This window comes from Lentzea sp. NPDC037011 (assembly GCF_055607425.1).
This window is the reverse complement of the sequence record NZ_JBVJRT010000002.1, coordinates 481,865-503,219: the sequence shown is the minus strand read 5'-3', so window position 1 is coordinate 503,219 and position 21,355 is coordinate 481,865. Positions and strand designations below refer to the sequence as shown.

15 protein-coding genes are annotated in these 21,355 nt (G+C 71.9%); 10 read left to right on the top strand and 5 right to left on the bottom strand.

All coding sequences use genetic code 11. The features are described from left to right. Positions 1–8 precede the first annotated feature (8 nt). Complete coding sequence (locus ACZ7CH_RS07150; protein ID WP_470373341.1) at positions 9–1,109, bottom strand: S1 family peptidase; 1,101 nt, start codon at positions 1,107–1,109, stop codon at positions 9–11. 413 nt (positions 1,110–1,522) lie between these two features. Between ACZ7CH_RS07150 and ACZ7CH_RS07145 the strand changes: the two genes are divergently transcribed. The 3 genes from ACZ7CH_RS07145 (at position 1,523) to ACZ7CH_RS07135 (ending at position 5,613) form a co-directional block, all read left to right on the top strand. Further along, the gene (locus tag ACZ7CH_RS07145) at positions 1,523–3,319 is read left to right on the top strand and encodes a S8 family peptidase (protein WP_458433306.1); all 1,797 of its coding nucleotides are present in this window, start codon (positions 1,523–1,525) and stop codon (positions 3,317–3,319) included. Between the two features lie 602 nt (positions 3,320–3,921). Next, on the top strand, positions 3,922–4,062 hold the full coding sequence (locus ACZ7CH_RS07140) for a hypothetical protein (protein ID WP_360387246.1): 141 nt from the start codon (positions 3,922–3,924) through the stop codon (positions 4,060–4,062). Continuing rightward, entirely contained in the window at positions 4,063–5,613 is a 1,551-nt protein-coding gene (locus tag ACZ7CH_RS07135; RefSeq protein WP_470368572.1) for a helix-turn-helix domain-containing protein, read from the top strand. Between the two features lie 88 nt (positions 5,614–5,701). On the opposite strand, the gene mshC is transcribed toward ACZ7CH_RS07135, so the two are convergent. Continuing rightward, positions 5,702–6,940, bottom strand: a complete 1,239-nt coding sequence (mshC, locus tag ACZ7CH_RS07130; RefSeq protein WP_470368573.1) for a cysteine--1-D-myo-inosityl 2-amino-2-deoxy-alpha-D-glucopyranoside ligase — start codon at positions 6,938–6,940, stop codon at positions 5,702–5,704. Between the two features lie 163 nt (positions 6,941–7,103). On the opposite strand from mshC, the gene ACZ7CH_RS07125 reads away from it, so the two are divergent. The 4 genes from ACZ7CH_RS07125 to ctaD are packed head-to-tail and all read left to right on the top strand — an operon-like array spanning position 7,104 to position 14,981. Continuing rightward, positions 7,104–7,886 carry a slipin family protein gene (locus tag ACZ7CH_RS07125; protein WP_360387239.1) on the top strand — a complete coding sequence of 261 codons (783 nt, stop codon included), beginning with the start codon at positions 7,104–7,106 and terminating at the stop codon, positions 7,884–7,886. A gap of 58 nt (positions 7,887–7,944) precedes the next feature. Beyond that, complete coding sequence (locus ACZ7CH_RS07120) at positions 7,945–11,859, top strand: AAA family ATPase (RefSeq protein WP_470373340.1); 3,915 nt, start codon at positions 7,945–7,947, stop codon at positions 11,857–11,859. Continuing rightward, the gene (locus ACZ7CH_RS07115; protein WP_470373339.1) at positions 11,856–13,181 is read left to right on the top strand and encodes an esterase/lipase family protein; all 1,326 of its coding nucleotides are present in this window, start codon (positions 11,856–11,858) and stop codon (positions 13,179–13,181) included. The genes ACZ7CH_RS07120 and ACZ7CH_RS07115 overlap by 4 nt, the downstream gene beginning before the upstream one ends. Before the next feature lie 36 nt (positions 13,182–13,217). Continuing rightward, positions 13,218–14,981 (top strand): aa3-type cytochrome oxidase subunit I, encoded by a 1,764-nt coding sequence (gene ctaD, locus ACZ7CH_RS07110; protein WP_470368576.1) that lies wholly within the window; start codon positions 13,218–13,220, stop codon positions 14,979–14,981. Here ctaD and ACZ7CH_RS07105 read toward each other — a convergent pair whose 3' ends face one another. After that, a complete protein-coding gene (locus tag ACZ7CH_RS07105; RefSeq protein ID WP_458433310.1) occupies positions 14,982–15,794 on the bottom strand; it encodes an SCO6745 family protein in 813 nt (270 codons plus the stop codon). A 417-nt stretch (positions 15,795–16,211) separates the two neighbouring features. Between ACZ7CH_RS07105 and ACZ7CH_RS07100 the strand changes: the two genes are divergently transcribed. Next, complete coding sequence (locus ACZ7CH_RS07100) at positions 16,212–16,748, top strand: DUF4240 domain-containing protein (protein WP_470373338.1); 537 nt, start codon at positions 16,212–16,214, stop codon at positions 16,746–16,748. A 63-nt stretch (positions 16,749–16,811) separates the two neighbouring features. Continuing rightward, positions 16,812–17,234 (top strand): hypothetical protein, encoded by a 423-nt coding sequence (locus tag ACZ7CH_RS07095; RefSeq protein WP_470373337.1) that lies wholly within the window; start codon positions 16,812–16,814, stop codon positions 17,232–17,234. Here the strand turns inward: ACZ7CH_RS07095 and ACZ7CH_RS07090 are convergent. Next, positions 17,200–19,125 carry a vWA domain-containing protein gene (locus ACZ7CH_RS07090; RefSeq protein ID WP_470368578.1) on the bottom strand — a complete coding sequence of 642 codons (1,926 nt, stop codon included), beginning with the start codon at positions 19,123–19,125 and terminating at the stop codon, positions 17,200–17,202. The two genes, ACZ7CH_RS07095 and ACZ7CH_RS07090, sit on opposite strands and share 35 nt — an antisense overlap. After that, the gene (locus ACZ7CH_RS07085; RefSeq protein WP_458433313.1) at positions 19,122–20,513 is read right to left on the bottom strand and encodes a sigma 54-interacting transcriptional regulator; all 1,392 of its coding nucleotides are present in this window, start codon (positions 20,511–20,513) and stop codon (positions 19,122–19,124) included. The genes ACZ7CH_RS07090 and ACZ7CH_RS07085 overlap by 4 nt, the downstream gene beginning before the upstream one ends. Before the next feature lie 316 nt (positions 20,514–20,829). On the opposite strand from ACZ7CH_RS07085, the gene ACZ7CH_RS07080 reads away from it, so the two are divergent. Next, the gene (locus ACZ7CH_RS07080; RefSeq protein WP_360387219.1) at positions 20,830–21,321 is read left to right on the top strand and encodes a YcxB family protein; all 492 of its coding nucleotides are present in this window, start codon (positions 20,830–20,832) and stop codon (positions 21,319–21,321) included. The last annotated feature ends 34 nt before the right edge of the window (positions 21,322–21,355 follow it).

Below are 21,355 nucleotides of genomic sequence, written 5' to 3'. Positions count from 1 at the left end.
GCCGGACGTCAGCCCGTGACCAGCGTCAGGTTGTACGCCGAGAGGATCTCGTTGACCGGCTGGAAGTAGGTCGTGCCGCCACTGGTGCAGTTGCCGGAGCCACCCGAGGTGACGCCCTGCGCCTGCGTGCCGCTGACCCACGAGCCACCCGAGTCACCGGGCTCCGCGCACACGTCGGTGCGCGTGAGGCCGCTGACCGAGCCCTCCTGGTAGTTCACCGTCTGGTTCTTGGCCGAGACCGTGCCGCAGTGCCAGCCCGTGGTGGAGCCGGAACGGCAGATCGACGCGCCGACCGCGGCCTCGGTGCTGCCGGAGACGACGACGTCGGCGCCGCCGTAGTGGTTCACCTTGGCCGTGGGCGTCCAGGACGAGTTGGCCTTGACCCACCCGTAGTCGTTGCCCGGGAAGGACGAGCCTTCGAACGCGCCGAGCGCGGTGCGGTCGGCACCGGCCACGGAGTCACCGGACGAGCCGCAGTGACCGGCGGTGACGAACCCGCCCTGCACCGCGAAGCCCACCGAGCAGCGACCGGCGTTGTTGATGTAGTACGCGTCACCGCCGCGGATGTCCTTGAGCAACCGCGGTGCCTCGTCGGTCTCGACGACCTTCGCGAGCGCGCCCGCCTTGGCCGCGAACGCCTGTGCGGCCTGCGCCTGGCCGCGCTTCGCGGTGACCGTGACGACGTTGGCCCTCGTGTCGACGAACCAGCCGGTGACCTCGGCCGGGGCCTTCTCCGCGTCCAGCTTCGCCTTGGCCGAGTCGAGGTCGCCGGCCGAGTTGGCCACCGTCCTCGGTTCGGCACCGAGCCGGCGCAGCCGCTGCGACTTGACCTCGTCGGTCACGCCCACGACGAGCTTGCCGGTGGCCGCGTCGAACCACGCGCCACCGAAGTCGTCACCGGCGAGACCCCGTGCGACGTGCTGCAGGACCGCGGCCGCGCTCTCCTGGCGCAGCCGATCCGCCGCCTGCCCAGCGGTGAGGCCGAGGTCGCGCTGCATCGCGGCCAAGAGGTCCGCCGACGGTTCCGGCGCGGCAACAGCGGCAGGGGATGCCGTCGCCGCGAAGGCACCCGCCAGGACGGCGACCGCCGCGAAGGCAATGCGCTTCATAGGCACTTCTCCTCATCTTTCGATCTCGTGCAGGGCCGGGAGTAACACCGGACCGGGCAGCGGCGATGAGGGGGATGGCTGTGCTGCAACACAGCTCGCACGACACCGGATGCATGGCGTCCCCAGGCGGCGAACTGCCCGATCAGTTCGTTCCTCCGTCCGGGTGACGCTATGTCGTGCTGCCTACCGGCCGGTAGGGCCGATCGACGGGTTGGACTTCGGCGGTCGAGTTGGTATAGGGAATTCAAATGCGCTCTCTCGGTCTATTTCCGTGACTGCGGGTGAGCGATTCGTCCGTTGACATGCACACGCAAAAACGTCAACAGTTGCGTCGTACCGGTCTATCCCTCTGACCTGCGGGTTTGGTCTAGCGTGCAGGACACCCTGTTCCCTGCACGAGGGAGAACCCTGCAATGCGAAGAGTCTTGGGTGCGGGACTCGCCGCCGCCGCTGCCGCATGTCTGGCCGCCGCCGTGGTTCCCACCGCTTCAGCTCAGGAAATCACCGGCACGATTCTCGGCGCCGACCGCGCCGACGTCGTCCAGGACAGCTACATCGTCTCGCTGAAGGCCGGCACGGCGTCGAGGGCCGCCGCTCCGGACCTGGCCGGTCGCTACGGCGGCAAGGTGCGCGACGTCTGGCAGCACGCGCTCAACGGCTTCTCGGTGAACATGACCGCGAAGCAGGCGGCACGCCTGGCAGCCGACCCGCGCGTCGCCTACGTCCAGCAGGACGCCCAGGTGCACATGCTCGACGTCCAGCAGAACCCGCCGTCATGGGGTCTGGACCGCGTCGACCAGCGCGACCTGCCGCTGAGCAACAGCTACCAGTACGACACCACCGCGTCGAACGTGACGGCGTACGTCATCGACACCGGTGTCCGCACCACCCACGCCACGTTCGGCGGCCGTGCCACCTGGGGCACCAACACCTCCGGTGACGGCAACAACAGCGACTGCAACGGCCACGGCACGCACGTCGCCGGCACCATCGCGGGCTCGCAGTACGGCCTCGCGAAGGCCGCCAAGGTCGTCGCCGTGAAGGTGCTCAACTGCCAGGGCTCCGGCACCACCGCCGGTGTCGTCAGCGGCATCGACTGGGTGACGGCGAACGCGGTGAAGCCCGCGGTCGCGAACATGTCGCTCGGCGGCGGCGCCGACTCCACCCTGGACGCGGCCGTGCGCCGTTCCATCGCTTCCGGCGTGACCTACGCGATCGCGTCCGGCAACTCGAACACCGACGCCTGCAGCACCTCGCCCGCCCGCGTCACCGAGGCGATCACGGTCAACGCGTCGACCAACACCGACGCGCGCGCCTCGTTCTCGAACTACGGCTCCTGCACGGACATCTACGCGCCGGGCCAGAACATCGTGTCGTCGTGGAACACCAACGACACCGCCACGAACAACATCTCCGGCACCTCGATGGCCACCCCGCACGTCGCGGGCGCGGTGGCCCTGTGGCTCGCCACGCACCCGACCGACTCCCCCGCCGCCGTCTGGGCGGGCCTGGACGCGGCCTCGACCCCCAACAAGATCACCAACGTCGGCGCCAACACCCCGAACAAGCTGCTCTACACGCTGTGGGGCGGCGGCCAGCCCGGCAACCCGGCGGTGACCAACCCCGGTGCGCAGACCTCCACGGTCGGCACCCCGGTGTCGCTGCAGCTCTCGGCCTCCGGCGGCACCCCGCCGTACACCTGGTCCGTGACCGGTCTCCCGGCCGGCCTGTCGGCGTCCTCCTCCGGCGCCATCTCCGGCACGCCGACCACCGCGGGCACCTCCTCGGTCACCGCGACCGTGACCGACTCGACCGGCAAGACCGGCTCGGCCACCTTCTCCTGGACCGTCAACGCCGTGGGCGGCAGCTGTGACGCCCGCACCAACTCCACCCCGGCCGCGATCCCGGACCTCGGCACGGTGACCAGCACCATCGTGGTCTCCGGCTGCGCGGGCAACGCCTCGGCCGGCTCGACCGTCAAGGTCGCCATCACCCACACCTACAAGGGCGACCTGGTCGTCGACCTGGTGGCGCCGGACGGCACCGTCGTGAACCTGCACAACCGCAGCGGCGGCTCGGCCGACAACATCAACGAGACCTACACCAAGGACCTGTCCGGTGAGGCCGCCAACGGCACCTGGACGCTGCGCGTGCGTGACGCGGCGTTCCTGGACACGGGCACGTTGACCAGCTGGACGCTCGACGTCTGAGCCTCGGCTGTGCGTTGAGGACCGCCTCCGGCATCCGTGCCGGGGGCGGTTCCTCGTTGCTGTGCCTTGCGCGAAGTCGGACGCTTCCGTGAAAGATGTGGGGTGCCCGTTCTCCGGGCACCCCACATCGCGTTGACGGCTCCCACAAGCGGCAGCAAGGGGGCTGTCGACCGAACTCGTCTGGACCGCAGCGAGACTCGGTGCCTTCGCCCGCGAAGGTGACCCCATCTTGACACCGCGCGACGCGCGAAGCGCAGTCGAGATCGTGGCCAAATCCGCGTCAAATCCTGGTCAGTCCGCCCACAGCTCGACCAGCGGGCTGATCAGTGCACATGGCGACGATCTGAGCGGTGGGCCCGGCCGGTGGGTCCAGAGCCGAAGAACACCGGGTCCCCGTGGGCTCCGCACCGAACATCGCCGCGCATCTTCGGTGAACAGCCCGAATGCCTTGCCGCGCGCTTCGGGCCAGCGGTACCAATCGAGCGGCATCCGGGAGACGGCAGCTCCCGGACGCCAGTTACGCCGATTCGTCCGGACCGCAACCCGAGAGAGTTGATTCGGTGATTCCCATCATCTGCGCGGTACCCCCGCCATTGCAGTCAGTGCTGCTCCGCGTCCGTCCCCCGGAGGTGCGGGACGCCGAGGCGGAAACGCGCCTCGTGCTCTCCCTGGCCCTCCTCGTCGCCATCACGGCCACGACCGCGATCTTCATCGAGAGGTCGTCGAAGGGCCGGGTGAGGTGAGTGGGCCAGAAGCGGCTGAAGCCGATCCGCGACGAGCACAGCCCGGCCGGCGTGGTGGCCGGGTTCCTGCGCGGCCTCTACACCGGCAACGCCGACCTGACGCTGACCCGGCTCGCGGCGGACACCGGCTATTCGCAGGCGTCGTTGTCCGAAGCCCTCAGCGGGAAGGTCATGCCCTCGCTCGATCTGGTCATCGCCTTCGTCGAGGGGTGCGGGCGGGACGACGCCGTGGTCGAGGCGGGGCACGTGTGGCGCCGGGAGAAGGCGCGCAGCCAGGGATCGACCCGGCCGCCGCGCCCGGAACGCGCCGACTCGTGGGAGAGCCTGCACGACGAGGTGGTGCTGCTGGCGCACGAGTCCGGCGTGTTCAGGGCCAAGGCGCTGTGCGACGCGGCAGCGGCGGCCGGGCACCCGATGACGCACACGTCCGCTCATCGCTGGCTGACGACGGCACGTCCACTCAGGCTGGACAGCCTGGACACGATCCTCAACGCCTGCAAGGTGCCGATGCGGCAGCGGGAACCGTGGGTGCGTGCGCACGACCGTGCCGCGGACAACGCGGGTGCGGTCCGGGCGTCCTTCCAGGGGACGGCCTGTCTTCCGGCCGGCTCGCTCAGCCACGAGGCGCTGGCCGAGGAGTTGCGGAGGATGCGGCGCGGGGCCGGTGTGCACGCACCCGACTTGAAGGACGCGGTCGGCCCGGTGCTGCGCGAGCTCTGCGACCTCACCGACTTCGACGGTGCGGAAGTGGTGCGCCGCAAGGTCGGCGAGTGGGTCCACTCAGTGGCGGGTGGGCTACCGGCCGACGTCCGCGTCACCGTCCTCACCGCCCTCGGTCTCAACCCGGACGCCCCGCACCGGGTGTTCCGGGAACGGGTCGAGTGGCTCGCGGCGCAGCAGGACCGCAGCCCCGGGACGTCCCGGCGCAGGATCGACGAGGCGCTGACCCGGATGGCCGAGGCCGCGGTCGCGGCGCCCCGGCCGGCGCTGATGACCTCCCGCGAGCACGCCTGGCACGTGCGCGCGTTCGAGGCCGTGCTCAGCCTGGACGGCACCACTCCGCGCTGCACCGAGAGCAGGACGATCGTGGCCGACCGCGACGGGCTGGACCGGATCACCTGGTCGCTCACGCTGCCGCGCAACGGTGACGACAGCCCCGGGGAGCTGGACGTGACGGTGCTGCACGGGGCACAGCTGTTGTCGAAGGAGCGGCCGTCGCCGCGGCGGTTCGTGCTGGGGCTCGGTCTGCCCCGCCGGCTGCGGTCCGGCGAGGTGCACGACTTCGTGTTGCAGGTCAGCGTGCCGAACGGCCGGCTGAGCCCCAGGTACGTGTTCTGGCCGGAGCGGAGGTGCGAGCGCTTCCGGCTCGTATCGCGGTTCGGCAGCCGGAAGCCCGCGGCCGTGTGGCGGGTCGACCACGTGTTCCACCGGGACGCCGACGAGATCGAGACCGGGCGGGACTACGTCTCCGTGGACGACGGCGGCGAGGTGCGGGCCGCTTTCGCCGAGCTGCAGGCGGGCCACGGTTACGGCATCAGGTGGGCCTGGTGAGGTGAGGGAAGACCGCACCGGACCACGGCCGTGCGGAACGAGCCGGTCATCGACCCTGGAGCCCAGGGCCGATGACCGGCTCGTCCGGCTAGAGCTCCACGCCCAGCAACGCATCCACGGCGGTGCGGATCTGCGACGGTCCGTGTGAGTCCGACCCGCCAACGGACAGCGCCTCGTCGGCCCACGCGTCGATGGCGGCCAACGCGCGCGGGGTGTCGAGGTCGTTGCCCAGGTGGTCGCGCAACCGGGTCACGGTGTCCACAGCGGACGGACCGGAGGACAGCGACACCGCGCTGCGCCACTTGTCGACACGGGCCAGGGCCTCGTCGAGCAGTGCGGAGGTCCACGGGCGGTCGGCGCGGTAGTGGCCGGCGAGCAGGGCCAGCCGGATCGCGTTCGGGTCGACCTTCTCCGCGCGCAGCTTGGAGACGAAGACCAGGTTGCCGCGGGACTTCGACATCTTCTCGCCGTCGAGGCCGATCATGCCCGCGTGCACGTAGTGGCGGGCGAACGGGTGCTCGCCGGTCTGGGCCTCCGCGTGCGCGGCCGAGTACTCGTGGTGCGGGTAGATCAGGTCGGAACCGCCGCCCTGCACGTCGATGCCCATGCCGAGGCGGTTGTGGGCGATGGCGCTGCACTCGATGTGCCAGCCGGGGCGGCCCTCGCCCAGCTCGGACGGCCAAGAGGGCTCGCCCTCGCGCTTCATCCGCCACAGCAGGGCGTCGAGGGGGTGCTTCTTGCCGGGGCGGTCCGGGTCGCCGCCGCGTTCGGCGAACAGCGCCCGCATCGTGTCCTCGGAGTAGTTCGACTCGTAGCCGAACCGGCCGGTGGCGTTGTGCTCGAAGTAGATGTCCGGGTACTCGTCGTCGTCCACGCGGTAGGCGTGGCCGTCGGCCACCAGCTTCGCGACGACCTCGACGATCTCCGGGATGGCTTCGACGATGCCGACGTAGTCCTGCGGCGGCAGGACGCGCAGGGCCTCCATGTCCTCGCGGAACAGGGCCGTCTCGCGCATGGCAAGGACGACCCAGTCGTCCTTGTCGCGCAGCGCGCGCTCCAGCAACGGGTCGTCGACGTCGGTGACGTTCTGGACGTAGTGCACGTTGTGGCCGTTGTCGAGCCAGATCCGGTGCACGAGGTCGAACGCCAGGTAGGTGGCGGCGTGGCCGAGGTGCGTCGCGTCGTACGGCGTGATGCCGCAGACGTACAACCTGGCGGTGTCTCCTGGCGCCGTCGGGCGCACTTCGCCCGTAGCCGTGTCGTACAGCCGCAGCGGGCGGGGGTCCCCCGGAACCCGCGGCACAGGAATGGATGACCAGGTTTGCATGCTTCCGACACTAACGCGTGCCGACGGGTGGAGTGCACTTTCCGGGTGTTGGGACGAGCACCCCGAACGGACCAGCACGGCCGGTCCGCCGCGACCGTGACCTGCGCCTAGGGGCGTACCGTGGGAGATCGGGGAATTCGCCGATGAGTGGAGGCGGGGTCTCATGGTCATCTTCGAAGTCCTCGGCGGACTCGTCACGCTCGGCGCCATCGGCCTCGCCATGAGCGCGCGCGTGATCAAGCAGTTCGAGCAGGGGCTCGTGTTCCGGTTCGGCCGGCTCCGGGAGGGCGTGCGCGGGCCGGGGCTGACGATGCTGGTGCCGGGCGTGGACCAGCTGCGCAAGGTCAACATGCAGATCGTCACGCTGCCCGTGCCCGCTCAGGACGGCATCACCCGCGACAACGTGACCGTGCGCGTGGACGCCGTCGTCTACTTCAAGGTGCAGGACCCGGCCAAGGCCGTCATCAACGTCGAGGACTACCGGTTCGCGATGCTGCAGGTCGCGCAGACGTCGCTGCGGTCGATCATCGGCAAGAGCGAGCTCGACGACCTGCTGTCCAACCGGGAGAACCTCAACCAGGGCCTGGAGCTGATGATCGACACGCCCGCGCTGTCGTGGGGCATCGACATCGACCGGGTCGAGATCAAGGACGTGGCGCTGCCGGAGAGCATGAAGCGCTCGATGTCGCGGCAGGCGGAGGCCGAACGCGAACGGCGGGCCCGCGTCATCACCGCGGACGGCGAGCTGCAGGCGTCGAAGAAGCTGTCCGAGGCCGCCGGCCGCATGCAGGAGACACCGGCGGCGCTCCAGCTGCGCCTGCTGCAGACCATCGTCGAGGTGGCCGCGGAGAAGAACTCCACGCTCGTGCTGCCGTTCCCCGTGGAGCTGCTGCGGTTCCTGGAGAAGAACACCGGCGAACCGCTCCCCCGCCGTTCGCCCGAGTGAGTTAACGGCGTAACGCCGCTGTCCCGCGAACGACGTCCGGGCAGGGGGTACGACCGACATGCGGGAGAAGGCCAGGGGCAGGTTCGTCGGCATCGGTGTCAGCTCCTACGAGCTGTTGCAGCCGTTGCAGCACGCCGTGAGCGACGTGCTGGAGCTGCGCGCGCTCCTGAAGGGCTACGAGGGCGAGCCGCTGGCGGACCCGACCGAGGCCGAGGTCCGCGCGCACATGCAGGCGGTGCGGCGCACCCCGCAGGACGGTGGCGCCCTGGTGGCGTTGTTCAGCGGCCACGCGGTGCCGGTCGCGGGCAAGCTCAGGCTGCTGGCCCGCGACAACGACGGCGGCGCCGACGGCATCGCGGTCGAGGACTTCGTGCTGTGGTGTGCGGCGTCGGGCGCGCACCAGGTGCTGGTGGTCGTCGACGCCTGCTACTCGGGCACCCAGCTGGACGAGGCGCTCGGCACGATCGCGGACATGCAGGAGCAGCTGCTCACCGGGCAGATGCACTGGGCGGGCGTGCTGGTGTCGTGCTCCGGCGTGGAGACGGCCCGCGACGGGCTGTTCGGCGGCCGGCTGCGCAGGCTGCTGCGCGGGGGCCCGAGCGCGGACTCCGACGTGTGGCGGTGGAGCGACCGCACGTCGCTCGTGGACGGCGGCACGGTGGGCACGGCGCTGCTGAACGCGTGGGACAGCGACGTGCAACGGCCGCGGTTCGTGCAGTACGGCTCGGCGCAGCCGATGCTCCCCAACCCCCTCTACGCGCCGAACACCGTGGTCAAGCACCTGCTGCTGGCCGCGCGCGGCGGTGACTCGGCCGACCACCGGTCGTGGTTCGCCGGCCGCACCGCCGAGGTCGACCGGGTCGTCGGCTGGGTCCGGTCGGGCGTGCCGGGGCTGCGGGTGGTCACCGGGTCGCCCGGCAGCGGCAAGTCGGCGGTCGTGGGCCGGGTCGTGAGCCTGTCCAACGCCGCCGAACGCGACCTGCTGCTCTCCGGCGGGCCGCCGTTCCGGCACGCCGACCCCGGTCAGGACTCGATCGACGCCGCCGTGCACGCCCGCGCGATGGACGCGGACCGGGTCGCCGACCTGCTCAGCCGCCAACTGGTCGCCGCGGGCCTGGTCCCGGCGCCCGAGGGACCGCGGCGCGGTGCCGCCGAGCTGGTGGGCGTGGTCAGCGCGCTCCCGGAGCCGCCGGTGCTCGTCGTCGACGGCCTGGACGAGGCGCGCGGCGAGTCGTTCTCGATCGCCACGTCGCTGCTGACCAAGCTCGCGCAGCACGCCGTCGTGGTGGTGTCGACGCGGCAGGCGCACCGGGTCGTGGGCGGCGCGCCGCTGCTGACCGAGCTGTCACCGGTGGAGGTGCTGGACCTCGACGACGCCGGCAGCGCCGCGGACGTCCGCGAGTACGTGCTGGCCCGGCTCGGTCCCACCGCTCCGCAGTCCACCGTGGACGAGCTGGCGCGGCTCCCGTTCCTGACCGCGTGGATGATCACCGACCAGCTGCTGTCCGACGGCGGCGCTGACCTCAGGCTGTCGCTGGTCGCCGCGTTCGACCGCGAGCTCGCGAAGGTCCCCGCCGCACGGCCGCTGCTGACGGCGCTGACGTGGAGCTACGGTGCCGGGTTCCCCGAGGAGGAGTGGCGCGCGGTCGCGGAGGCGTTGTCGGGCGAGCGGTTCGGCCGCGACGACATCACCGCGGTGCTCACCGAGCTGGGCCGCCACATCGTGCAGGACGGCGAGGAGGGTACGGCCGTCTTCAAGCTCACGCACCAGACGTTCGCCGACCACCTGCGGCCGCAGTTCACCCCCGGCCACGACCGGGTGTTCGCGCCGGGGGCGGAGAAGGTGGCGTGCGCGCTGATCCGGTTGTACCGGCAGCGGCTGGAGGCGGGCGTGCCGCCGGACGTGCCCGGCTACCTGTGGAAGTACGCGTGGCGGCACTGCGGGCACGCCGGCAACGAGGCGTTGAGCGCACTGCGCGAGCTGGCGACTGCGAACCGGATGCTGTTGCCGGACATCGCACTCGCGGCGACGGCGGCGGCGAACGAGCTGGCGCACTGGGGCCGCGGCGACGAGGCGGTCGAACCGCTGGAGGAGGCCGCGGCGCACTTCCGCGCGCTCGTGCCGGCGGCGCGGATGTACCTGGCAGACCTGGCGTTCGTGCTGAACCGGCTCGGCACCCGGTTCCGCGAGGCCGGCCGGCTGCAACAGGCCGTGGCGCCCGCCGAGGAGGCCGTGGTGCGCTACCGGGAGCTGGTCGCGGCGACCCCGACCACCGCGGAGACCCTGACGCACAAACGCCTCGCGCAGCGCATCGCGAAGACGACACCCCATCCCGGCGAGAACCAGACGTACGCGGCGCACCTCAGCGGTGCGCTGGTCGACCTGAGCGAGGTCTACGCGATGCTCGGGCGCCGCCACGAGGCGCTGTCGACCGCGCGCGACGCCGTGGCGGCGGTGGACGCGGACGCCCCGCTGGCGCGCGCGATGGTGTGCCTCGCGGCGCGGTGCAGCGACACCGGGCGGCGCTACGAGGCGATGCAGCGCTCCCGGCAGGCCGTCGAGCTGTACTGCGCGCTGGCGCAGACGAACCCGCTGCACCTGGCGGACCTGGTGACCGCGCTGGTGGAGCTGAGCCGCGACTACCTGTCGCTGGGCCGGCTGTCCGACGCCGACCGCACCACCCAGCAGGCGGCGGACATCAACGGCACGCTCGGCCGGCACGCGGCGTTCGAACCGCAGCTCGCCGACGCCGCGCTCGCGTTGAGCGTCGCCTACAGCATGGTCGGCCGCACCGAGGAGGCGCTGAGCTCGGCCCGCAAGGCCGCCGACCTCGCCGACGGGCTGCGCGTCCACGGCCAGGCCCTGCACAACCTGATGCGCCGCCAGCGCGACGCCGAGAAACCGCGCGAGGCGCTGGTGACCGGGCTGCGGACGGTCGAGGTGTGCCTGCTGCCCGAGCACGAGCACCGGCTGTCGACGCTCGCGGCGGCGCTGTTCACGCTCGACGTGGTCTGCGCGCGGCTGGGCCGGCCGGAGATCGTCGAGGAGGCCTGGGAACGGGTCGTGGCGCGGTTCACCGGACCGCACCTGGCGACGTTGCTGATGCTGCGCGCGGCAGCCACCACGGCGGGCGACCCGGCGGCGGCGACGTGGCTGTGCCAGGCGCTCACGCACGTCGGCCAGTCCCGGCAGGCGCTGCACGACGTGCACGACATCGCCCGCCGCCACCACGACTCCGCCCGCGCCTGCGGGCAGCCGTGGCCGTGGGACACGGCACCGGACTGGCTGACGGTGGACCGCGAGCTGCTCGCGACCGCCCGCCGGTGGGTGTTCGCGCGGTCGTACGCCGAGGAGCGCGCGGTCCTGCAGGCGCACCCCGAGCTGCTGTCGCCCGGCGCGGACGTCGCCGTCACCGAGGCGCTGTACGGCACCAGCCTGATCGAGGCGCAGGTAATCCAGTCGCGGCGGAGGACCGCGCAGGCGCAGGGCGTGGCACCGGCGTACCGGCCGTGGCTGCTCGCGAGCCTCGCCGACGAGTTCACCGACGCCGGCCCTGCCCGCCGCCGCGAGCTGCTCGCGACCCGGCGCGACGAGCTGCTCGACAAGGAGGTCCTGCGCACCGTGCGGGACAACCGGCCGGCGCACGCGTTGCTGCTGCTGGCGAGTGAGGACACCGAGGTGCTCGACCCCGTGCTGACCGCGCTGGAGGACCCGGCGCGGGTGGCGGAGGTCCTGCGCGGGCTGGCCGCGAGTGCGTCCCCGCAGGCGCTCACCCAGGCCGTCGTCGCGCTGGGGCCGCACCCGCTGGCCGCGCTCTACCGGGTGGTCGCGCGGGCCAGGGCCGGTGACGACCGGCTCGCGCTGCCCTCCCCGGACCGGCGCCTGGCGTGGATCCACGAGCTGACCTACCTGGTGCCCGCCGACCCGGCCCTGCTCACCCTCATCCGCAAGCTCGCCGAGGAGTCATCATGAGCGATCTCGTCGTCGTCCTGCCCGGCATCCTCGGCAGCACCCTGCGGGACGAGGACGGCATGGTCTGGGAGGTCTCCGGCAGGGCCGCGTTGCGCGCCGTGCTGTCGCTCGGCCGCAGCCTGCGGCGGCTGACGCTGCCGGAGGGGATCGGCGACGAGCACCCCGGCGACGGCGTGGAGCCGGTCGCGCTGATGGCCGACCTGCACGTCGTCCCCGGCATCTGGACGCCGTTGAAGGGCTACGACCGGCTCACGCGGCGCCTCGGCTCGCTCGGTCACACGGTCGAGAAGGGCACCCTGCTGCTCTTCGCCTACGACTGGCGGCTGTCGAACCGGTACAACGGCGCGCTGCTCGCCCGGCGCGTGGACGAGGCGCTGGACCGGCTCGGACCGGACGCGAAGGTCACCTTCGTGTGCCACTCGATGGGCGGGCTCGTCGCGCGGTGGTGCGTCGAGCAGTGCGGCCTGGCCGAGCGGACCGCGAAGCTGATCACCATCGGCACGCCCTACCGCGGCGCGGCGATGGCACTGGAACAGCTGGTCAACGGCGTGCGCAAGGGTCTCGGGCCGCTGGCGGCCGACCTGACCGGGTTCGCGCGGTCGTTGCCGTCGCTGCACCAGCTGCTGCCCGAGTACGCGTGCATCGAGTCGCCGGACGGCCTGCTCAAGACCACTGAGCTGACGTTGCCCGAGGTCGACACCAAGATGGTCGCGGACGCGATGGCGTTCCACGGCGCGTTGACCGACTCGTTCGCCGACAAGACGTACGCGATCCTCGGTGGCAAACAGCCCACGGCCACGACGGTGAAGATCGCCGACGGCAAGGTGACCTGCCTTCGGACCTATGAGGGCGAGGAGCTCTACGGCGACGCGACCGTGCCGATGGTCGGGGCCGCGCGCAAGGGGCTGGCGTTGTCGTCGAACACGCTGCACCGGGTGACCGAGCAGCACACGTCGTTGCAGGACAACGCGGCCGTGCTGGACATGGTGGAGTCGTTCCTGACCTCGAAGACGATCGTCCCCAGGAACGTGGTGGCCACCGAACCGCAGGTCAGCGTGCCAGACCTGGCATTGGTCGGCGAGGACCTGGAGGTCACCGTCGAGCTGCGCGACACGCCGGCCAGGGCGGTGAAGGTGGCGCTGCTGGACGAGAACGGCAAACAGGTCGAAGCACGCGTTCCGGCGATCTCCGAGACCATGACCGCGAAATTCGGTGAATTGGCCCCCGGCGCCTACTACGTGCAGGTCAGCGGCACCGCGGTGGGTGCTCCGGTGGTGCCGGTGACCTCGGCGGTGCTCGTCGCGGATTGCCGGGACGTCTGACCGGGAGGACGATTGTCCGGTCACGGAGGAGGCGCGATGACCACGATCAAGCCAACACCGGTAGTGCCCCATCCGGGTGCCGCGCGCGCCCGGCCGAAGGGGTCCTACTTCCTGTCGCTCTTCCGGACCACCGATCCCAAGCAGATCGGGATCATGTACCTGACCACGTCGTTCGTGTTCTTCCTGATCGGCGGCCTGATGGCGCTGCTGATGCGCGCCGAGCTGGGCCGGCCGGGACTGCAGTTCCTGTCGAACGAGCAGTACAACCAGCTGTTCACCATGCACGGCACGATCATGCTGCTGCTGTACGCGACGCCGATCCTGTTCGGGTTCGCGAACTTCATCCTGCCGCTGCAGATCGGCTCGCCGGACGTCGCGTTCCCGCGGCTGAACGCCTTCTCGTACTGGCTGTACCTGTTCGGCGGCATCATCGTGGTGCTCGGGTTCGTCACACCCGGTGGCGCGGCGGACTTCGGCTGGTTCGCCTACACGCCGCTGTCCTCGGCCGTGCACTCGCCGGGCGTCGGCGCTGACATGTGGATCATGGGTCTGGCGGTGTCCGGCCTGGGCACGATCCTCGGCGCGGTCAACATGACCACGACCGTGGTGTGCCTGCGGGCGCCGGGCATGACGATGTTCCGGATGCCGATCTTCACCTGGAACATCCTGGTGACGTCCGTGCTGATCCTGCTGGCGTTCCCGATCCTCACCGCGGCGCTGATGGGCCTGGCCGCCGACCGCCACCTCGGCGCGCACGTGTTCGACCCGGCCAACGGCGGCGTCATCCTGTGGCAGCACCTGTTCTGGTTCTTCGGCCACCCCGAGGTCTACATCGTCGCGCTGCCGTTCTTCGGGATCGTGACCGAGATCTTCCCGGTGTTCAGCCGCAAACCGCTGTTCGGCTACAAGGGCCTGGTGTTCGCGACGCTGGCCATCGCGATGCTGTCCGTGGCCGTGTGGGCGCACCACATGTACGCCACCGGTGCGGTGCTGCTGCCGTTCTTCGCGCTGATGACGTTCCTCATCGCGGTGCCGACCGGCATCAAGTTCTTCAACTGGGCGGGCACGATGTGGAAGGGGCAGCTGACGTTCGAGTCGCCGATGCTGTTCGGCATCGGGTTCCTCATCACGTTCCTGTTCGGCGGGCTGACCGGCGTGCTGCTGGCCTCACCGCCGATCGACTTCCACGTGTCCGACACGTACTTCGTGGTGGCGCACTTCCACTACGTGCTGTTCGGCACCATCGTGTTCGCCACCTACGCGGGCATCTACTTCTGGTTCCCGAAGATGACCGGGCGGATGCTCAACGAGTCGCTGGGCAAGCTGCACTTCTGGACGACGTTCCTCGGCTTCCACGGCACGTTCCTGGTGCAGCACTGGCTGGGCAACGAGGGCATGCCGCGCCGGTACGCCGACTACCTGCCGTCCGACGGCTTCACGTTCCTCAACACGTTCTCGACCATCAGCTCGTTCGTGCTCGGCGCGTCCGTGCTGCCGTTCGTGTGGAACGTCTTCCGCTCCTACCGCTACGGCGACCCGGCCCCGCAGGACGACCCGTGGGGCTACGGCAACTCGCTGGAGTGGGCCACGACCTCACCGCCGCCGCGGCACAACTTCACGGAGCTGCCGCGCATCCGTTCGGAGCGGCCCGCGTTCGAGCTGCACTACCCGCACATGGTCGAGCGGATGCGGGAGGAGGCGCACTTCTCGCTGACCCACCCGGGAAAGCACCGGGTGGGCCAGGACGAGGTGACCGAGAAGACGCTCGCCTCCACCCACCGCGAGGACGAGACCGGCTGATCAGCGCCGGCCGGGCAGCAGACCGGCCTCCAGGACGGCCTTGCCCAGCGGTGCGCCGAGCTCGACGTACCGCTGCCGTTCCGCGTCACCGAGCACGTCGTAGGCGGGTGCGTTCATGCGGTCGGTGTTGTCCTCGACGCGCTGGCGCAGCTCACGCCCCGCGTCGGTGAGCGCCTGCTCGGCCGTGACGAGCCCGCGCTCCCGCAGGACCTCCGCGGTCTGCGCCCACTGCTCCTGCGACCAGCCGCGGGTCTTGCGCAACGCCTCCCCCGACACCTCCCCCGACGCCGCGTGCAGCACCAGCGCCTCCAAACCAGTGAGCCCCTCCTGCAGCAGCGCCGCGAGGTGCCCGTCACCGCGGAACTCGCGCAGCAACGTCTGGGCGTGCCACAGCTGCAACAACGTGTCCTCCGGCCACGGCAGGCTCGCGTGCGCCGCGAACAACGTGCGCCCGAACGGCATCTCCGCCGACCGCTCGGCAGCCCGCCGGGCCAGCGCGGTGATCTCCGTGAGGTCCTCCGGCAGCACCGGCCGCAACGCCTCCTCCACGGCCTCCGTGCGCAGCTCGATCATCCGCGCCGGCGTGACCTTCTCCCACACCGCCGGGACGCAGGCCCGCACGAGCTCGGGGTTGAAGTTGTAGAAGGTGGCGATCACGACCTCGGCCGGCACGGGCCCGAGCGCCGCGGCCCGCGACGCGAAGTACCCGCCGGGCCGGTCGAGCCCGGCCTCGGTGTACCGCCGGGCCGCCTGGGGGGCGAAGTAGATCATCGCGTGCACGGCTTCGAGCGAGCGCCAGAGGTTCCTGATCATCCTCTCAACCTAGCCGCACGACGTGGAATTCCGGCGGGTGAGTTCGCGCTCACCGGACGGGGGTGGACGTGGCCCAGTGGGGGCTGGGCCGGTCGGGGCGGGGCCGGTCGGGGCTGGGCTGGGCCGGTCGGGGCAGGCCCGCTCGGCTGGCCCGGTCGGGGCGGGGCCGGTCGGGGCGGGGCCGGTCGGGGCGGGGCCGGTCGGGGCGGGGCCGGTCGGGGCGGGGCCGGTCGGGGCCGGTCGGGGCGGGGCCGCTCCGCTGGCCCGGTCCGCTGGCCCGCTCGGCTGGCCCGCTCGGCTGGGCCGGTCGGCTGGCCAGCGGCCGCCTAGCGGTGCCCAGTCGGCAGCGCAGCGGCAACCCGGCAGCTGCCCTGCGGCCGTCCGAAATTGTCAGACCCCTCTGCCAAGCTCAGCGACGTGGACCTCAAGACCTTCTGGCAGCTGATCGCCGACGCCCGCGCCGACGTGCCCGACCCGTCCGACTGCTGCGCCGTGGTCGCCGCCGCCAAGACGCGCCTGGCCGCACTCCCGCCCGCCGAGATCGTGTCGGCGCAGCAGGCGCTGTGGGACGTGATGGCCTTGTCGTACCGGAACCCCCTGTGGGCCGCGGCCTACGTGATCAACGGCGGCTGTTCCGACGACGGCTTCGACTACTTCCGCGGCTGGCTGCTCACCCAGGGCGAGGACGTCTACCACGCCGCCGCCACCTCCCCGGAGACCCTGGCCGACCTGCCCACCGTGGTCGCGGCCGCCGGGTCGGGCGACGAGTTCGAGTGCGAGGGCGCCCTGAGCATCGCCTGGGACGCCCACCTCACCGCCACCGGCATGCGCCTGCCGCAGGACGCGTTCACGATCCGCTACCCGGAGCTCGACCCGGACTGGTCGTTCGACTTCGACGACGAGGCCGAGATCGCCCGCCGCCTGCCCCGCCTGACGGCCCTCTACGGCTACTGACGACTGCTGAGCTCGCTGCGGGGTGCAGCGCCGACGATCAGGCGCCCACGCGGACACCACGAGGTGCACGACCTCGGCGCGCGCAGGCTCGGCGCGCGCGGGCTCGGCGCGCGCGGGCTCGGCCCGCGCGGGCATGGCGGCTGGCTTGCCGGGACGGTCAAACTCGGACCCGGTCGGCTGGCCTCAGCACCCCGGCTGGGCAGTCCGCGAAGCGCGACCGGTTCGGCTTCGACGGCCCGCCACGGCACCAACCCGGCCCACCACGGCACCACCCCGGCTCGGCGGCTCGGCGACTCAGCGGCCCGCCGCGTACCACGGCTTCGAGCAGCCCGCCGCAGCGTGCCGCGCGCCGTCGGTCTCGGCGGACGCAGCAGCGCCGCCGAGGCTCAGGTGGACTGCGTCCTGCCGTCGATGCCGCACGCGGTCGTGTGCGGCCTCGACGGCGGACCGTTCAGCGTCGGCGGCGGGAGGTCAGGTAGTCGCTGACCACCGCGGCGCCCAGGCCGTCCTCGTCGGCGGACACCACGCGGCCGCCGCCGCGGCGGGCCACGATGTCCACGAAGGCGGCCAGGCGGGGGTCGTCGCCCAGTTTGAAGACCGAGATCGTGGCGCCCAGGCGGGCCAGGGAGTCGACCTCGTTCAGGGTCTTCGTGAGGGTGCGGGGCAGGGGCGGGTAGTTGAACTCCGCGTCGCCCTCGGGTTCGAGGTGGGCGGTGGGTTCGCCGTCGGTCACCACCAGGACCACCGGCTGGGCGTCGGGGTGGCGGCGGACGTGGCGGCCCGCGAGCAGCAGGGCGTGGTGCAGGTTGGTGCCCTGTTCCCACACGCCTTCCAGCGCCGTGAGCTGGCCGATGTCGACGGCCTCCGCGTAGCGGCCGAACGTGACCAGTTGCAGGGCGTCCGTGCGGAAGCGGGTCTGGATCAGGTGGTGCAGGGCCAGTGCCGTGCGCTTCATCGGCACCCAGCGGCCGTCCTGCACCATCGACCAGGACGTGTCCACGCACAACGCGACCGCGGCACGGGAGCGGTGCTCGGTCTCGGCGACCTCCAGGTCCACCACGTCCAGCTTCATGGAGCCGGAGCGCAGCACGGAGTTGCGCAGCGTGCGCGGCACGTCCCACGGTTCGGTGTCGCCGAACTGCCACGGGCGGGTCGAGCCGATCAGCTCGCCCGCGGCGCCGGCGGACACCGTCTCGCGGGAGCCCTGGGAGGAGCGCAGCTGGTCGACGACGCCGCGCAGGGCGGTCTCGCCGAGGCGGCGCAGCGCCTTCGGGGTGAGCCGCAGGGAGCCGTCCGGGGCGCGTTCGAGGATGTTCTGCTGGCGCAGGGCCTTCTCCAGCTCGGCGAGCCGGCGGGCGTCGACGGAGGCCTCGGGGCCCAGCTGGCGTTCCAGCGCCTCCAGGTCGATGTCCTCCAGGCGGGCACCGGGGTAGGACTGGGCCAGCTGCTCGGCCAGCGCGTCCAGCTCGGCCAGGTCCGCCATCGCCTGCGCGCCCTCGCCGAGGCCGAGCGGGTCCTGGCCGCGGAACCGGGCGGAGGACGTCCAGTCCTCACCGGGGCGCAGGCGTTGCAGCAGCGAGTCCAGGGTGGACAGCTGCGAGCCGATGCCGCCGAAGGCCTGCTGGGACAACGCGGACAGCTCGGCGCGCTGCTCGTCGGTCATCGAGTTCATCATGCGCTGCGCGGCGGCGGACCGGGCGGCCAGCGCGTCGACCAGCTCGTCGACGGTGCGCGGGTTCTCCGGGAAGAAGTCGCCGTGCTTGCGCATGAACTCGTCGAACAGCCGCGGCGTGTCCGGTGAGCTCGCGGCGTGCGCGGTCAGCAGCTCGTTCAGGTCGCGCAACATGCGCTGGATGCGGCGCACGTCCTCCGAGTCGACGTTGGACAGCGCCTCCTTCATGCCGCGGAAGCGCTGGTCCAGCAGCTCGCGGCCGAGCAGGTCGCGGATCTGCTCGAACGCCTCGCGCGCCTCCTGGGAGCGCCAGTCGTAGTTCGACAGCTCCTGCACGGCCGCGGCGGTGCCCTGCGGCAGCGCGTCGAGCTGGGCCTCGCGGAACCGGGCGTCGTCGGACGGGTCGGGGAACAACGCCCGCCGCTCCGCCTCCAGCGCCTCGTCCAGCAGCCGCCGGACCTCCTGCAGCGTGCCGTCCAGCCGGTGCCGGCGCTGGATCGACGACCGCCGCTGCCACAGCCGCGACGTCATGTCGTCCAGGCCGCGGGTGCCGTCGACGCCGCGCCGCAGCAGCTCGCGCAGGGCGGCGTTGGGCGAGGCGCCCTCCATGATCTCGCGGCCGAGCTCGTCCACGGCCGCGCGCAGGTCCACGGGCGGCGCCAGCGGGTCCGCGCCGCCGCCCCAGCGTCCGTAGCGGTACCTCATCCGTACACCGAACGGTCGTCGTCGGAGGACGTGTCCTTGGACAGGTGCCGCGTCAGGTAGAGCGACTCGAGCGCCAGCTCCACGGCCGAGGCGATGCGGCCGGGCGGGTCCTTCGGGCCGGCGCCCAGCCGGGCGGCCACCTCGTGCAGCACCGGCAGCTCGGGCAGCGCCGCCAGCAGGTCGCCGGCGTGCACGCGGTCACCGGTGGCCACCGGGTGCCCGTCGGACACGGCCTCGGCCAGCGTCCGCAGGTTCAGCCCGGCCAGCCGGGCCCGCGCGGTGTCGGCGATCGAGCGGCGCAGCAGGTGGACCAGGACCTCGTCCTCCCGGCCCTCCTCCCCCGCCTCGAACTCCAGCTTGCCGCGCAGCACGTCCGGCACCGACTCCAGGTCGATCGGCCGGGCGATGGCCGGGGTCTCGCCGATCAGCGCGGACCGGCGCAGCGCGGAGGCCGCGACGGTCTCCGCCGCCGCGATGGCGAACCGCGCCGACACGCCGGAGCGCTGGTCGATCGACGACGACTCGCGCAGGTGCCGCACGAACCGGGCGATGATCTCCAGCAGGTGGTCTCCCACCTCGGCGACCAGCTCGGCCTCCTGGCGGACCATGTCGACCTCGGCGTCGACCTCCAGCGGGTAGTGCGTGCGCACCTCGGCGCCGAAGCGGTCCTTCAGCGGCGTGATGATGCGGCCGCGGTTGGTGTAGTCCTCCGGGTTCGCGGTGGCCACGAGCAGCACGTCCAGCGGCAGCCGCAGCGTGTAGCCGCGGACCTGGATGTCGCGCTCCTCCATGACGTTCAGCAGCGCGACCTGGATGCGTTCGGCCAGGTCGGGCAGCTCGTTGATGGCGATGATGCCGCGGTGGGCGCGCGGCAGCAGGCCGTAGTGGATCGTCTCCGGGTCGCCGAGCGACCGGCCCTCGGCCACCTTCACCGGGTCGACGTCGCCGACCAGGTCGCCGACCGAGGTGTCCGGCGTGGCGAGCTTCTCCGCGTACCGCTCGTCGCGGTGCCGCCACACCACCGGCAGGTCGTCACCGAGCTCGGCGGCCCGGCGGCGCGACTCCGGCGTGATCGGGTCGAGCGGGTGCTCGCCCAGCTCGGAGCCCTCGATCACGGGCGTCCACTCGTCCAGCAGCGACACGATCGTGCGCAGCAGGCGGGTCTTGCCCTGGCCGCGCTCGCCGAGCAGGACGACGTCGTGCCCGGCGAGCAGCGCCCGCTCCAGCTGCGGGAGCACCGTGCGGTCGAACCCGACGATGCCGGGCCACGGGTTGCGCCCCTCGCGCAGGGCGGCGAGCAGGTTCTCGCGGATCTCGGTCTTGACGCCGCGCGGCCGGTGCCCGGCGGCGCGCAGCTCGCCCGCCGTGCGGGCCTGGTTCTGGGTCACCCCGATGACGCTACGCAGCCCCACCGACAATTTCGACGTGGAGCGACTCCAGCCCCCTGCCGCACCGCCGCCTCCACGGCGTTGCGGGGGATGCGCGCCGGCGCCGGGTCGTGCGCCAGGGCTCCGTTGGAGCACAAGGAACCCGTGCCGAACACCCGTCCCCGTCCGGCTTCGGCAGGACCACCGGCTCAGCCCCGTGACCGTGGTCAGGTAAGCCCTGGGCGAACGCGACGGCATCCGGTGCCTGCGCGCGACTCCGCTGTTTTCCGAATCCTCCGGGTCCACGGCGCCGTCGTGCAGGAGAATGCGGGGCGCTATGAGCAACTGTGTCGATTTCAAGTGGGCCCCGTCCCCCGCCGACTGGCGGGCGAGCCTGCGCACGATGGTGCCGATGTTCCGGTGGGCGCCGTGGTTCGCGGTCGCGCTCGGCGGCTTCTCGCTGGTCCTGCTGTTCTTCTACGACGGGCTGGTGCCGGCCGCGGTCTTCGGCCTGGTGTGCGCGCTGGTGATCGGGTTCATGGAGCCGGTCGCGGTGTGGTGGCGGTTCTCGTCGGACGAGATGATCAGCAGGACCGTGGTGGGCAGCGCCGACGACCAGTCGTTCCGGATGGCCGTGGGCACCGCCGTGCGCGAGGAGCTCGACTGGGCGGAGCTGCCCGGCTGGACCGAGACGCGGCAGGGGTTCGTGCTGGAGACGCTCGACGAGGGGTCGGCGTCGCTGTCGGTGCCGCACCGGGCGTTCGCGTCCACGCAAGACGCCCAGTCGTTCCGCGACCTGCTCGAACAGCACATCGGACCCGCGAACTAGCCGAACCCGATCCGAGACCGGCTGCAGCGGACGG